At 39.8% G+C, this 13264-nt stretch carries 15 protein-coding genes and 1 other RNA gene; 13 read left to right on the top strand and 3 right to left on the bottom strand.

The genetic code is table 11. From position 1 onward, the window contains the following. Nucleotides 1-107: 107 nt before the first annotated feature. Both K3T81_RS16145 and K3T81_RS16140 read right to left on the bottom strand, forming a co-directional pair. Complete coding sequence (locus tag K3T81_RS16145; protein WP_238021037.1) at nt 108-1397, bottom strand: glycoside hydrolase family 18 protein; 1290 nt, start codon at nt 1395-1397, stop codon at nt 108-110. Nucleotides 1398-1461: 64 nt separating this feature from the next. Beyond that, nucleotides 1462-1995, bottom strand: coding sequence for a cysteine hydrolase family protein (locus K3T81_RS16140; RefSeq protein WP_106895351.1), 534 nt, complete (start codon nt 1993-1995; stop codon nt 1462-1464). A 76-nt stretch (nt 1996-2071) separates the two neighbouring features. On the opposite strand from K3T81_RS16140, the gene tadA reads away from it, so the two are divergent. Next, the gene (gene tadA, locus K3T81_RS16135; protein WP_161464940.1) at nt 2072-2557 is read left to right on the top strand and encodes a tRNA adenosine(34) deaminase TadA; all 486 of its coding nucleotides are present in this window, start codon (nt 2072-2074) and stop codon (nt 2555-2557) included. A gap of 82 nt (nt 2558-2639) precedes the next feature. After that, nucleotides 2640-2905, top strand: an RNA gene (gene ffs, locus K3T81_RS16130) — signal recognition particle sRNA large type. Between the two features lie 51 nt (nt 2906-2956). On the opposite strand, the gene K3T81_RS16125 is transcribed toward ffs, so the two are convergent. Then, a complete protein-coding gene (locus tag K3T81_RS16125; protein ID WP_238021036.1) occupies nt 2957-3523 on the bottom strand; it encodes a beta-class carbonic anhydrase in 567 nt (188 codons plus the stop codon). A gap of 290 nt (nt 3524-3813) precedes the next feature. On the opposite strand from K3T81_RS16125, the gene dnaX reads away from it, so the two are divergent. The 11 genes from dnaX to K3T81_RS16070 all read left to right on the top strand — a co-directional run bounded on the left by dnaX (nt 3814) and on the right by K3T81_RS16070 (nt 13188). Continuing rightward, nucleotides 3814-5511, top strand: coding sequence for a DNA polymerase III subunit gamma/tau (gene dnaX / locus K3T81_RS16120; protein ID WP_238021035.1), 1698 nt, complete (start codon nt 3814-3816; stop codon nt 5509-5511). Between the two features lie 55 nt (nt 5512-5566). Next, on the top strand, nt 5567-5887 hold the full coding sequence (locus K3T81_RS16115) for a YbaB/EbfC family nucleoid-associated protein (RefSeq protein ID WP_036578159.1): 321 nt from the start codon (nt 5567-5569) through the stop codon (nt 5885-5887). A 118-nt stretch (nt 5888-6005) separates the two neighbouring features. Next, nucleotides 6006-6602, top strand: coding sequence for a recombination mediator RecR (gene recR / locus K3T81_RS16110; protein ID WP_036578160.1), 597 nt, complete (start codon nt 6006-6008; stop codon nt 6600-6602). Between the two features lie 16 nt (nt 6603-6618). Beyond that, on the top strand, nt 6619-6834 hold the full coding sequence (locus tag K3T81_RS16105) for a YaaL family protein (RefSeq protein WP_106895355.1): 216 nt from the start codon (nt 6619-6621) through the stop codon (nt 6832-6834). Between the two features lie 206 nt (nt 6835-7040). Further along, nucleotides 7041-7202 carry a hypothetical protein gene (locus K3T81_RS16100; RefSeq protein ID WP_238021034.1) on the top strand — a complete coding sequence of 54 codons (162 nt, stop codon included), beginning with the start codon at nt 7041-7043 and terminating at the stop codon, nt 7200-7202. A 495-nt stretch (nt 7203-7697) separates the two neighbouring features. Continuing rightward, nucleotides 7698-9062 (top strand): glycerol-3-phosphate transporter, encoded by a 1365-nt coding sequence (gene glpT, locus K3T81_RS16095; protein ID WP_238021033.1) that lies wholly within the window; start codon nt 7698-7700, stop codon nt 9060-9062. 713 nt (nt 9063-9775) lie between these two features. Further along, a complete protein-coding gene (locus tag K3T81_RS16090) occupies nt 9776-10042 on the top strand; it encodes a pro-sigmaK processing inhibitor BofA family protein (protein WP_106895356.1) in 267 nt (88 codons plus the stop codon). Nucleotides 10043-10316: 274 nt separating this feature from the next. Further along, nucleotides 10317-10922 (top strand): TetR/AcrR family transcriptional regulator, encoded by a 606-nt coding sequence (locus tag K3T81_RS16085; RefSeq protein ID WP_238021032.1) that lies wholly within the window; start codon nt 10317-10319, stop codon nt 10920-10922. Further along, a complete protein-coding gene (locus K3T81_RS16080; RefSeq protein WP_238021031.1) occupies nt 10923-11780 on the top strand; it encodes an ABC transporter ATP-binding protein in 858 nt (285 codons plus the stop codon). After that, nucleotides 11777-12484, top strand: a complete 708-nt coding sequence (locus K3T81_RS16075) for a fluoroquinolone export ABC transporter permease subunit (protein WP_238021030.1) — start codon at nt 11777-11779, stop codon at nt 12482-12484. Before K3T81_RS16080 ends, K3T81_RS16075 begins: the two co-directional genes overlap by 4 nt. Further along, nucleotides 12481-13188, top strand: a complete 708-nt coding sequence (locus K3T81_RS16070; protein ID WP_238021029.1) for a hypothetical protein — start codon at nt 12481-12483, stop codon at nt 13186-13188. Before K3T81_RS16075 ends, K3T81_RS16070 begins: the two co-directional genes overlap by 4 nt. Nucleotides 13189-13264 lie beyond the last annotated feature (76 nt).

The raw sequence follows: 13264 nt of genomic DNA, 5'->3' as shown, positions 1-13264 counted from the left end.
AGGAAAAGCCGAATGAGGCATTCGATATCTATCCAAAATTCGAATGACCATTCGGCTTTTTAATGTAAAAAAGTCTTTGCTTAGTTGGCACATTTTCATTACTATACCTAAACGAGCTTTTCTACTTCGAATTGGTCGTTTAGTAACAACCAATTTTGCGGGAATGCTAGCCCTAGTTTCCAATATGCGATTCCTCGTAGGTTTAGTTCTTTAATTAAGTTGAATTTTGCTTGAATGGATCGAGCGTCCTCAAACCACACCTCATGCTGATTTCCCTCGCCATCTGTGTATATGAAAAATGGAGCCTGGGAACCCGAGTCAAATTGAATCTCAGCATTATTTTCCCGCGCGATGGTTATAGCTTGTTGCGGACTTACAGCGCGAGCTGCTTCTCCCCCTTCTTCATAAGGAAGTGTCCAGTCATACCCATATAAATTTTGACCGAGCATAATTTTTTCAGAGGGCATTACAGTTAGGGCATATTCTACCACACGTCTTACTTCGTTGAGTGGTGAAACTGCTAGTGGAGGACCATAGCTATATCCCCATTCATAAGTCATGAGAACAACAAAATCAACAATTTCTCCATGGGCAGCGTAATCATGGGCTTCATACCATTGCCCTGACTGTGTTCCACTGGTTTTGGGTGCAAGGGCTGTAGATAGCATTAAGCCAGCCTGGGAGAAGCGCTCCTTTGCCTTTCTTAAAAAGGCGTTATATGCTTCCCTGTCATCTGCACGGAGAAATTCAAAATCAAAGTGAATATCCGTATATCCACCTTCTTCAGCAGCATTCATAATGTTATCCAGTAAGGTATTTTGCACTGCCTGCACTGTCAAAATAATATGACCAAGCTCCGCGCTGAATGATCCCTCTTCAAGATTGGTTAAAACAAGCATGAGTGCGGTATTATTTTCTTCCGCAATTGCTGCTAGCCCATTAAGTGGCGGGGGTGTTAGCGTTCCATCTCGATTCACGTTATAACTGAAAATAGAAAGGTATGTTAGGTATGGAGAATTTTTAGTTGCGGCATTTTTTAATGTCTGTGAAACTGTGTCGCCCATTGGCTCAATGTATGCAGCGGATTGAATGGATCTTCGAGGCTGCTGGGGGATGTAAAGTCGATACCCAACAGGGAGAATGTTTCCAATTGGAAATTGGTTAATACGTGCTAGCTCCTCTGGTGACATATTGAATTGCTGTGCGATCGAGTACAAGCTGTCACCTTGCTGTACAAAATAAAATCGACCTATAATAGGAATGACTAATGCCTGACCTACTACAAGGCTATCTGGAGCGTCTAGTTCGTTCGCTTGTGAAATTGCAGTTACAGAAGTACTATATGTATTTGCTATTTCGTATAAGGTCTGTCCTTGTTCGACCACGTGAATTTGCATAAAAAATCCCTCCTTCATAGATGTCCTACTTACAAATTATGAAGGAAGGGTTCGTTTTATGTCATTAGAAAGTATCAATATCTGCTTTCATTACAGACTCCATGAGGTAAAGGGCATAGTCGTTTGTTTGCTTATTCTCAGAGGCCATACAATTTTTTGGTATTTTTAAATCAAATTTATACATATAGGCATCCTTGGCTGTAAACAAAATACAAATATCCCCTGCAATACCGGATATAATTAATTTGGTTTTTCCGAGCTCTGTTAAAAGCGATTGGAGAGGGGTTTGGAAAAAGGCCGAATGCTGTGGTTTAATAAGAAAATAGTCGTCATCATCTGGACCAATCGCATCAATCACTTCTTGGCTCTTCTCATTCTTACAGTAGTCTGTTACTTTTTTAAAGTCAGCCTGCCATAAGCCATAGTGATCATTTATATAAATAAGAGGCAAGTCATGATCCTTCGCATATTGACGAAGCCTTTTCATGTTCGGTAAAATTTCTTTAGTATTGGCGAGTAAGTCATCTCCACCATCAAAATCAAAATGATTTATAATATCTACAAATAATACAGCAGTATCATTTTGTGGCGTTTCCATGCTAGCAGCTCCTTTTTAACGTCATATTCTATTTATTACCTATTTGAACTAATTCAAACTTAAGAAGGTGTCATGTATGAAGATGGACGATCATTTTATGAAACAGGCAATTATACAAGCGAAAAAAGCAGGTGCGAAAAAAGAAGTTCCGATCGGCGCTGTAATTGTTTTTCGAGATGAAGTCATTGCCACTGGTTATAATGAACGGGAGGCATCCCAAACTACGCTATCGCATGCAGAATTATTTGCGATTGAGGAAGCGAATAAAAAGATAGGGAGCTGGCGCCTAGAGGACTGCACACTCTATGTCACGTTAGAACCATGTCCGATGTGTGCTGGGGCAATTGTACAATCAAGAATAAAGCGAGTGGTATATGGGGCGCCAGATCCAAAGGCGGGATGTGCTGGAACCCTTATGAATTTATTAGATGAAAAACGATTTAACCACCAAGTCGAGGTGGCAGGTGGTATTTTGGAAGAGGAATGTGGCTCCCTTTTACGTGATTTCTTTCGTGATCTACGGAGGCAAAGAAAAATTGGGGATGGGTCGTTGTCTGACTAAAACCGCCTCCAGCTTTTATTCCCATATTTTTGTATGGGACAATCATTGCATTCTACTAAAAAAGTCGTTATAATAGTTAATGTCGTGCTAAGCGGGGAGGTAGCGGTGCCCTGTACTCGCAATCCGCTATAGCGAGGCCGAATTCCCACCCAAGGTTTGGCGACTTTATGGTCTGCCCTAAGGGAGTGGTGTTGACGTCCAGGTCCTGCGCAACAGAGACCCATGAATTCTGTCAGGTCCGGAAGGAAGCAGCAGTAAGTGGTTATCTCCGTGTGCCGCGGGGAAGCCTGGGCCGAGCCATGAACTTAGGTAACGCATAGGGCCGTCAAATCGACGGTGGGTGCACGGCATACATATAAAGAAAGCCTTCAGTCCATTAAGGGCTGAAGGCTTTTCTTTTTATTTAGTTGCATATCCATCAACGACAAGATCAAGCTTTCCTGTATCCGGATTGATTACAAGTCCGTGTACGGGTACATCAGTTGGCAGCAGTGGATGGTTATGTACAGTGGAAACACTGTGTTTAACACTGTCCTCTACTTTATCAAAACCTTGTAGGAATTGTTCAAAGTCAATACCGGAAAATGCGAGTGTATCCAGTTTCTCTTCTGTCACACCACGCTCTTTCATTTTCTGTAGTGTAGCGTCTACTTTGATCCCGGACATCCCGCAATCATGGTGTCCTACTACACATATTTCGTCAATGCCAAGTTCATAGACACCAACTAAAATACTCCGCATAATACTGCCGAAGGGGTGGGAGACAAGCGCGCCTGCTGTTTTTAAGATTTTCACGTCCCCATTCCCAACATTCATTGCCTTTGGTAAAAGTTCGACTAATCGTGTATCCATACATGATAAGATTAGTAAGCGTTTATTGGGAACCTTGCCTTTCTGGTATGCTTCATATTCCTTTTTTTCTACAAATTCTTCATTATAGGATAAGATATCATTTAATAGACTCATATCAATTCTCCTTCATACTTGTTTCTTATTTATTATAAAGGAAAATAGCAAGCAGGCAAAACAGAATAGACTTTATATAGAGAATTTACGTACGCACTAATCTTTTTTGTTCCCTATTATTAGGGGGCAGAAGAACTTCAATCATGCAGTAACCGGGAGGCTTGTGGCTAGACAGTATAACCTTTTGTCTTGCACACATAATTTTTGTTAAAACTGTAACAAGCTACGGTTCACATTCACCCTGTAAATAGAGTATAATTAGAAAGAGATCATAGAGGGGATTTTGTATTATGAGCTATCAGGCATTATATCGCGTTTGGCGTCCTAGAAAATTTCAGGACGTAGTCGGACAAACACATATTACACGTACATTGCAAAATGCGATTGTCCAGGAGAAGTTTTCGCATGCTTATGTATTCTCGGGCCCACGTGGAACGGGGAAAACGAGTGCTGCAAAAATTTTCGCCAAAACGATAAACTGTGAACAAGCGCCCGCAAAGGAACCTTGTAATGAATGTGCGGCATGCCGCGGAATTCAGGATGGGTCGATTTCGGATGTAATTGAAATTGACGCGGCCTCCAACACAAGTGTGGAGGATATTCGTGACATACGGGATAAGGTGAAGTACGCTTCCAGCTCTGTTCCCTATAAAGTATATATTATTGATGAAGTGCATATGATCTCTACGAATGCTTTTAATGCCTTATTGAAAACATTGGAAGAACCACCAAAGCACGTTGTCTTTATTCTTGCGACAACAGAGCCACATAAGATTCCATTAACGATTCTCTCAAGGTGCCAACGGTTCGACTTTAAGCCAATTTCCAATGCAGCGATTGTGGAGCGTATGCAGTCGATTATCGATGCAGAAGGTATTTCTGTTTCTCAGGAAGCAATGGAAACAGTGGCACTTGCAGCAGAAGGCGGAATGCGTGATGCGCTAAGTATACTAGATCAGGCAATTTCCTATAGTGAAGAAAAGGTTGAACTGGAGGATGTCCTCGCAGTTACTGGCGGTGTTTCGCAACAGATTTTAACGGATATGGTACAATCCATGCACGAAAAAAACGTCCAACATGCATTAAAACAATTGGATGAATTGATAAGTCGTGGTAAAGATCCAGGCCGTTTTGTCTATGACATGATTTACTTCTTGCGTGATCTCCTGCTATTTAAGAGTGCTCCATCGCTTGAAGGGTTACTGGAGAGGGCGAGGACAGATGAAAGCTTTACTTCTTTGGCAGAAGCTGTGTCGGTCCAATGGGTACAACAGGCAATCATGGAACTAAATCAATGCCAGCAAGAGATGAAGTGGACGAACAGTCCCAAGGTGTTTATTGAAATAGCAGTCCTGTCTCTTACAAACGGACAACAGCAAACTGAAGCAGCAACGGTAACGGAAAGAAACGAGGATTCCGAAGCCGTCATGAAACTGACCAGTAAGCTATCAGCGCTAGAAAAAGAAGTAGCTGCTTTAAAACAAAACCCACAAGCAGCTGTGCAAGCTGCCGCTCCAAGAGAGCAGCGCAGACCACAGGCAAGGGCAACGAAAAATAGCTATAAAATTCCGAATGAGCGCATTCGTGATGTGTTAAAGCAGGCGGAAAAAGCCGCATTGAAAAATGTGCACGGTCAGTGGGCAAACTTTCTTTCGAAGCTTAAGTCATCAAATGCTCCTGCACATGCTACAATACAGGATAGTAAGCCTGTAGCAGCATCAGATCAGGCGATAATTGTGGCATTTAAGTATGAGATTCACTGTTCCTTATTTCTTGATAACCGGGAGACGGTCGAATCAGTACTTGCAAGTGTACTGAACAAGCAGCTGACTATTATTCCTATTCCCGAATTGAATTGGTCGGAAATTAGAACAGATTATATAAATAACCAAGAAAAAAGCAACGAGTCTGAGGAACAACAGGTTGATCCACTGGTGGAAGAGGCACGAAAGCTTGTTGGAGATGATCTGATTGAAATACATGATTAGCTTTACTAAAGTTTGGTAAAATAATGCTAAGTTTAATTTAAAGGAGGCGTTTTCCATGAAAGGTATGGGAAATATGGGCGGAATGATGAAACAAATGCAAAAAATGCAGAAAAAAATGATGCAGGCACAGGATGAACTCCATGAAATGACGTTTGAGGCATCAGCAGGTGGGGGAATGGTTACTGTTACTGCAAATGGTAAAAAAGAAATTACGGATGTACAGATTAAGGAAGAAGTTGTAGATCCAGATGATATTGATATGCTACAAGATCTCATCCTTGCAGCAACAAACGATGTAATTAAGCAAATTGAAGATAAAACGAATGACACGATGGGACAATTCACCAAAGGGTTGAATATGCCAGGAATGTTCTAGTTTCACATCAGCGCTGCCACCTGTGAAGCGGGGAGGCAGCATGCTGGGCTTAATAGCAAGTGGGTGGATAGCAATGTTAGTCTAGGCCCTTGCTTGTGTCGCTTCTAGGAGGAAAATGATGTACTATCCAGAACCAATATCTAAACTTATTGACAGTTTTACAAAATTGCCGGGGATTGGACCTAAGACTGCTGTCCGACTGGCATTTTTTGTTTTGAATATGAAAGAGGACGACGTAATGGACTTTGCCAAGGCTCTCGTAAATGCCAAGCGTGAACTAACGCATTGTTCTGTGTGTGGGCATATTACGGATCAAGATCCATGTTCCATCTGTCAGGATACATCAAGGGACGCGTCCATCATCTGTGTAGTTCAAGATCCTAAAGATGTGATAGCAATGGAAAAGATGAAGGAGTTCCACGGTAAATACCATGTCCTTCATGGCGCTATTTCTCCAATGGACGGAATTGGCCCAGAGGATATTAACGTACCAGATTTAATTAATCGCCTTAAAGACGAAGAGGTAAAAGAACTGATTCTTGCCACTAACCCAAATATCGAGGGAGAGGCAACGGCGATGTATATCTCCCGTCTAGTAAAGCCATCAGGGGTACGAACAACTCGTATCGCGCACGGTCTTCCAGTCGGTGGGGATTTGGAATATGCAGATGAAGTAACACTATCAAAAGCGTTGGAAGGTAGAAGAGATTTGTAGGGATTAGGTGGGACACATGGCCAAAAAAATTAAAAAAAGCGATATGGATGAGCAATTATTAGATTCAATATTCAAATTGGAAAACGAATGGAAGCACATCTCTTCTTTGCTAGAACAAAGCATTGATCGACCGGTACACGCGGTAAATAGAGAAGCACTTGCTCAAGCGAATTATTTATTTTTACTCCGTGAGGCAAGGCATCGTAAAGTTAGTGCCATGAGTTTCCGCTAACCACAGAGAATTTCTAAGAGCAAAATTTCTTTACATTTCTATTCCAAAAAGGCAAGGGAACCTATTGTGTTCCCTTGCCTTTTTTGGTTCTAAAATATTTGGTGGAGTGAGGATAATCTTCTGAATATAAATAAAAAGCACGCAAGCTCCTTATTTGTTACACTGGGTGCAGTTCAAACAACCAAACAAAAAGGAGAAACATGTAATTGAATTCTACCGTTAAATTACCAGGAATTGAAGGGTTTACGGTTCAGCATACAGAAGAAATAGATGGAGTTTATCGCTTATTTGTGTTGAAAGAAATAGTTCGAGCAGCCTGTATAGCTCTTTCCCCCATTTGTTCCTCTACTTCCTTAGACTCAAGATAGCTATTTATGGCTGTAATAGCAATAATAACAAATAAAATTAGACTAATTATGAAGACTAGTATCTTTTTTTGTAAAGAGATTTTTCTCATTCTACAAAACCATTCTATAACCTAGTTGATTTATTACTCTATATACAGAAGGGTGCATGCTTTTATAGATTTATAGACTGATTTTTAGTGTAGACAATGAATCTATGTCTATCAAGAAGGAATTCTATTTCTATTTATAATGTTTCATTGTAAGCGTTGACATTTTTTAAAAAATCATTTATTCTTAATTCTACAAGTTAAGAGGTGGCGGAGACGAGGAGACTATACTATTTATATACATTCCTTTTGGGATGTATATGTTTTAGTATGGCTTTTTTGTGTGAAATCCTATCTACTTATCTAGCGACTTCAGCTTTACTAACGAAGGAGGGTTAGTTAACCATTATTTTAATGGATTTTTTGAGAGTTTGTTTTCTATTTTTATATACAACAAGGAGGGGCTTTTATGTTGAAATTTTTTAAACCTGCTTCAGCCAAAGAAAGATTACCAGAGGATAAGATAGATGCTGAGTATAAAAAACTTAGATTTCAAGTCTTTATGGGAATATTCATTGGTTATGCAGCTTATTATTTAATTCGGAAGAACTTTTCACTTGCTATGCCTTATCTTACAGAAGAAGGTTTCTCAAAGGGTGAATTAGGTCTAGCTTTATCTGCTATTTCCATTGCCTATGGAATAAGTAAATTTGTTATGGCAACGATCTCAGATCGAAGTAATGCTAGAGTTTTTCTAGTCACTGGTTTAATTTTGTCGGCAATTATAAATTTATTAATGGGATTTATTCCTTTTTTCACATCAACCATCACCATTATGTTTATTATGTTATTCCTTAACGGTTGGGTTCAAGGGATGGGCTGGCCGCCTTCTGGACGTGTTCTTGTACATTGGTTTAGTGTGAGTGAACGTGGTGGTAAGACCGCTATTTGGAATGTGGCACACAATGTGGGTGGAGGACTTATGGCTCCATTGGCTATTGGTGGTGTATCGCTTGCCACAACCTATTTTGGTGCAACCTTTATAGGCTATGAAGGAGTATTTATTTTACCAGCGTTAGTCGCTGTCGTAGTTGCAATTATTGCTTTTGCATTGATTCGAGATACTCCACAATCAGAAGGTTTGCCTCCAATTGAAGAACATCGAGATGATTATCCAAGTAAATCCAAAAAAATATTTGAAACAGAACTAACTACAAAAGAAATTCTATTCAAATATGTACTAAATAATAAATGGGTTTGGGCTATTGCTATTGCTAATATTTTTGTTTATTTTGTACGTTATGGCGTGTTGGATTGGGCTCCAACCTATTTAAGTGAAGAAAAAGGTTTTAATATGAGTGAGTCCGGAATTGCTTACTTCCTATATGAGTGGGCAGGAATTCCTGGTACGCTGTTATGTGGTTATATTTCCGATAAAGTCTTTAAAGGCCGTCGCGGACCAGCTGGTGTTGTGTTTATGATCGGCGTGCTAGTCGCAGTTCTTGTGTACTGGTTCAATCCTGCTGGTAACCCACTTGTAGACAATATTGCATTAATCGCCATTGGTTTCTTGATTTATGGTCCTGTTATGCTAATTGGCTTACAAGCTCTCGATTTTGTACCTAAAAAAGCTGCTGGTACTGCTGCTGGATTAACTGGCTTCTTTGGTTATATCGGTGGTGCTGTATCAGCAAATGCAATTATGGGCTTTGTAGTTCAGCACTTCAGCTGGGATGCTGGTTTCATGTTATTAACAGTTTCTTGTGCGCTTGCAGTAGTATTGTTTGCAATCACTTGGAATGTCCGAGGTCATGAAGTTGTAAAAAATCATTAATTCATGCTAGGAAACCTTCGAATTTATTAAAAGACGAAATACCTGCCATTCCACAATGGCAGGTATTTTTATTTTGAGTTTCTAATGTATGTTGGGGTTCTTCAATGTTTCGGAAAATATGGCTCTAAAATATTTGTTGGGGAGAGGATAATCTTCTGAATATAAAAAAAATCACGCAAGCTCATTATTTGTTAAACTGGGTGCAGTTCAAACAACCAAACAAAAAGGAGATGCGTGTAATTGAATTCCTACCATTAAATTTCCAGGATTTGAAGAGTTTACGGTTCAGAATACAGAAGAAATTGATGAGTTTATCGCTTATTTCTGGAGAAAGAAATAGAGCCCCACAGGTGCCCTCATCGTGCCACGACACAACAAGTGTTCATGACTATCCGACTCAGAAAATCCAGCGCATCCGCATATTTGGAAGACGAGCAAACATGAGTTTTTCTAACTAATGTTCTTTTTTCTTTCTTTTCTTCATAAAAATAAGAAAAGCGCAGAGTCCAAGTGAGAGGAAACGAAGTGATGATGACTTTCGCCTTCCAGACAAGCATTAGGGCGACGGAAACTCTGGCGAAGGACAGTCGGTAAGTCTTCTTTATCGCAGGCAATTAGGGGGCGCCGAGTATTTGGTGTAGTAGCGAGCTAGATAACGGCGTTTATTTTATACTTTCTTGCATTTCAAGAAAGGGGACAAGGAGGGGATTTGGATGAGTTCTACAGTGGTTATAACAGTAATGATTGCACTTATCATTGTTTTGTTACTGGTAGGGGCCCCCATTAAGCCAATGCGTTTTTTGGCGCAGGGGACAGTAAAATTAGGAATTGGGATTTTATTTTTGTTTTTTTTCAATGTGTTCGGTGGAGCAATGGGGTTACACATTCCAATTAACGTATTCACAGTAGTTGTATCCGGATTTTTAGGATTGTTTGGAATGGCCTCCCTAGCAGCTATTCACTTATTTATTCTTCCATAATGCCTACCACATATAAAAAACTGCCATTGGGACGAGTTATCCCCTATGGCAGTTTTTATTTCACTGTAGGAAACTATTAAATCTCAGCTAGGAAGCAATGGGGACGTAGCTAAAATTTTGTAGACCCAAGTATAAAAAATGTACACATTCTCTAAAAGACAAGCGAATGCGAGTTTTTTAATGCCGTAAATGGCTTGACCAACGTAACGATTTTGATTAATATATGAATATAAAATAATTTTATTCATATATTCAAAAACAAGGAGATGTTGGGATGCCAAAGTTTGGGCAAAGGGAAAAGGAATGGATTCAACAAGATCTTCTTACAAAAGGAAGGGACTTGTTTGTGAAACAAGGACTGAAGAAAACGAGTATTTCGGATATCACGAAATCAGTCGGGATAGCGCAAGGTTCTTTCTACAATTTTTATGAAAGCAAAGAAGTGCTTTATTTAGAGATCTTGGAGCAGGAAGAAGAAAAGATTAGAGAACAACTTGTGCTACCATTTTTCCAGTCGGGGAATGTCACGAGAGAAAGCTTTAAATCCTTTTTAATGGAGGCTTTTTCTGTAATGGAGACTAATGCATTTATTCGCCAGTTATTTGACGAGGGAATCATGGAATCGCTATTAAGAAAATTACCAGAGGAGAAAGTAGCCCACCTTGTTAATAGTGATGTGGATTTCTTCACACCATTAGTTGAAAAATTGCAAAGAGAAAACGTCATAGTAGAGGAACAATCTGAGGTTGTAATCCAACTACTGCGCATGGTTTTCTTATTATTTCTCCAAAAGCAACAGATTGGTGAGGAGCATTTTGCAGAATCCATGGACTTACTCCTTACCTTTATATCTAATGGCTTAATTAAGAAGGTGGATTAGATGATAAAAGTAGAAAAGTTGTTTTTCACCTATCCAGGTCGTAAAGAGCCTACCCTAAAAGGGATGGATTTTACAATAAAGAAAGGGGAGATTTTTGGGTTTCTTGGTCCATCTGGTGCGGGAAAAAGTACGGCCCAAAAAATACTAATTGGAATGCTGAAAAACTATCAGGGCGGGGTTCACATTTTTGACCAGGAAGTAAGCCAGGTAAGGCGCTCCTATTATGAAAGGATTGGGGTAGCTTTTGAATTTCCTAATTTCTATCAGCGGCTTACGGCAATAGAAAACCTCTCCTTATTCCGCAATCTCTATGCAGGGGATACTGCTGTACCAGCGCAGTTGCTTACAGAAATGGGATTAATGGAGTCCGCTCATATGAAAGTGGCCGCTTACTCTAAAGGAATGAAAATGAGGTTGAATTTATGTCGTGCATTATTAAATAATCCGGATATCCTCTTTCTAGATGAGCCGACTTCAGGATTGGATCCACTTAACGCTAAGAAAGTAAAAGATAAAATTATAAGCTTAAAAGAAGAAGGGAAAACGATTTTAATTACCACACACAATATGAGCACTGCTGATGAGATTTGTGATCGGGTTGCTTTTATAGTAGATGGAAAGATCGAATTGATTAATTCCCCTAGAAATTTACGGGTGCTTCATAATAAAAGAAAAGTCCGCTTGGAGTATCGCAGAAAGGATCATCAGTTAGTAACAAGTGAATTTGACTTACAAGGAATCGGGACAAATCATGATTTTTTAGGTATTCTCCAAACACATAATGTGGAGACGATCCATACCCAGGAGGCAACACTCGAAGACATCTTTATTAATGTTACAGGGAGAGGATTGAAATGAGATTTCCTGCAGCCTTTCTATATGATATAAAAATTCAATTTCGTCACGGACTGTATGCAGTCTATATGTTAGTCAGTCTGTTTTACATTATTGCGCTCCATCAGATCCCGGAACAGTATAGAGAAATTGCTGGGATCTTCATTACATTTTCTGATCCTGGTGTATTAGGATTTTTCTTTATCGGTGGGCTCGTCCTTTTAGAACAGAACCAGAATATTTTAGACAATCTATTCATTACGCCGTACAAAGTGGAAGAGTACATCTTCTCCAAAGCACTTTCACTAACGGTGTTATCTGTTCTAACAAGTTATATCATTCATATCAGTGTTTTTGGTGTATCTCATTATCTGGTGCTGTTTCTGGTCGGTGTGTTTTTAACATCCATGTTTTTCACTATTTTTGGTTTAGGGGTAGCGGTGCGTTGCCATACGCTAAATGGATTCTTTTTCCTGTCCTCTATCTACAGCCTGATATTTTTACTTCCGTTACTAGAAATAACAGGGATGGACCATTTCCTTTTTATGCTTTTGCCAACAAAAGGTGCTCTTCTTTTGATCAGCTCAGGATTTCATTCGATTACTACGTGGGAGGCAATATATTCTGTGGTAATGCTATTATCATGGGGTGTCATAGCATTTATTTGGGCAAGGAAATCTTTTTATAACATGATTATACGTAAAGCAAGTGAGGGGAAAACATTATGAAGTCCGTCTTCCATTTAATAAAAGGGGACATGAAGCAAATATACAGGGATCCAATGCTTTTGATTTCCTTGATTGGCCCCCTCTTACTCATCTTACTTGTTCGCTTCATATTGCCGTTTGCTACTGCACAGTTTGCGTTAGGAGCCTATAATGGACTCTTGGCGAGCTTCTTTATTCTATTAATTCCATTATTACTAGGCATCATGGCAGGCTTTATTATGCTTGATGAAAGAGATGACAAAATGATAGACTACTTTGCTGTGACGCCGTTGAGCAAACAGGGCTACCTGTTGTATCGCTTGTTATTACCAGGAGTGTTAACCGTGTTGTATGGATATATTTATCTGGAGTGGGCGAGTCCTGTTGCTTTACCCATTTTAGATAAGCTGTTGGTAACAGTAATGCTGGCAATGGAGGCTCCGATTATCTGTTTGTTTCTTGTTGCCATTGCTGCCAATAAAATAGAAGGGTTAGCTCTCTCTAAAGGTGTCGGTCTTGTTGTATTTGTCCCATTCATCATCTATTTTGTTTCAGAGCCCTGGAACTGGGCTGGTGGTATCTTGCCAACTTTTTGGCCGGCAAAGCTATTTCTTATAGAGGGCGTCCATTTGATGAATAGCCTCTTTATTGGGGTTTTGGGAGCAGGTATTCACATCTTCTATATCATTCAATTGTCCAAACGGTTCCTTAGAAAAACAGATTAATAGCTTCGCATTTTTTCAAAGATTTTTCGTATATATTTCGTTAGATTGGGAGATACTAGTTTCTAACGGAGGTGGG

The sequence above is a fragment of the Oceanobacillus jordanicus genome (genome assembly GCF_022095695.1).
GTDB lineage: Bacteria > Bacillota > Bacilli > Bacillales > Amphibacillaceae > Oceanobacillus_B > Oceanobacillus_B jordanicus.
This window is presented reverse-complemented; position numbering and strand designations above follow the sequence as displayed.

Coding starts and splice junctions, on each gene's coding strand:
- K3T81_RS16105 (WP_106895355.1), top strand. CDS start 6,619: ATGGCCAAAAAAATTAAAAAAAGCGATATGGATGAGCAATTATTAGAT.
- K3T81_RS16145 (WP_238021037.1), bottom strand. CDS start 1,397: ATGCAAATTCACGTGGTCGAACAAGGACAGACCTTATACGAAATAGCA.
- recR (WP_036578160.1), top strand. CDS start 6,006: ATGTACTATCCAGAACCAATATCTAAACTTATTGACAGTTTTACAAAA.
- dnaX (WP_238021035.1), top strand. CDS start 3,814: ATGAGCTATCAGGCATTATATCGCGTTTGGCGTCCTAGAAAATTTCAG.
- K3T81_RS16070 (WP_238021029.1), top strand. CDS start 12,481: ATGAAGTCCGTCTTCCATTTAATAAAAGGGGACATGAAGCAAATATAC.
- glpT (WP_238021033.1), top strand. CDS start 7,698: ATGTTGAAATTTTTTAAACCTGCTTCAGCCAAAGAAAGATTACCAGAG.
- tadA (WP_161464940.1), top strand. CDS start 2,072: ATGAAGATGGACGATCATTTTATGAAACAGGCAATTATACAAGCGAAA.
- K3T81_RS16085 (WP_238021032.1), top strand. CDS start 10,317: ATGCCAAAGTTTGGGCAAAGGGAAAAGGAATGGATTCAACAAGATCTT.
- K3T81_RS16075 (WP_238021030.1), top strand. CDS start 11,777: ATGAGATTTCCTGCAGCCTTTCTATATGATATAAAAATTCAATTTCGT.
- K3T81_RS16140 (WP_106895351.1), bottom strand. CDS start 1,995: ATGGAAACGCCACAAAATGATACTGCTGTATTATTTGTAGATATTATA.
- K3T81_RS16080 (WP_238021031.1), top strand. CDS start 10,923: ATGATAAAAGTAGAAAAGTTGTTTTTCACCTATCCAGGTCGTAAAGAG.
- K3T81_RS16125 (WP_238021036.1), bottom strand. CDS start 3,523: ATGAGTCTATTAAATGATATCTTATCCTATAATGAAGAATTTGTAGAA.
- K3T81_RS16115 (WP_036578159.1), top strand. CDS start 5,567: ATGAAAGGTATGGGAAATATGGGCGGAATGATGAAACAAATGCAAAAA.
- K3T81_RS16090 (WP_106895356.1), top strand. CDS start 9,776: ATGAGTTCTACAGTGGTTATAACAGTAATGATTGCACTTATCATTGTT.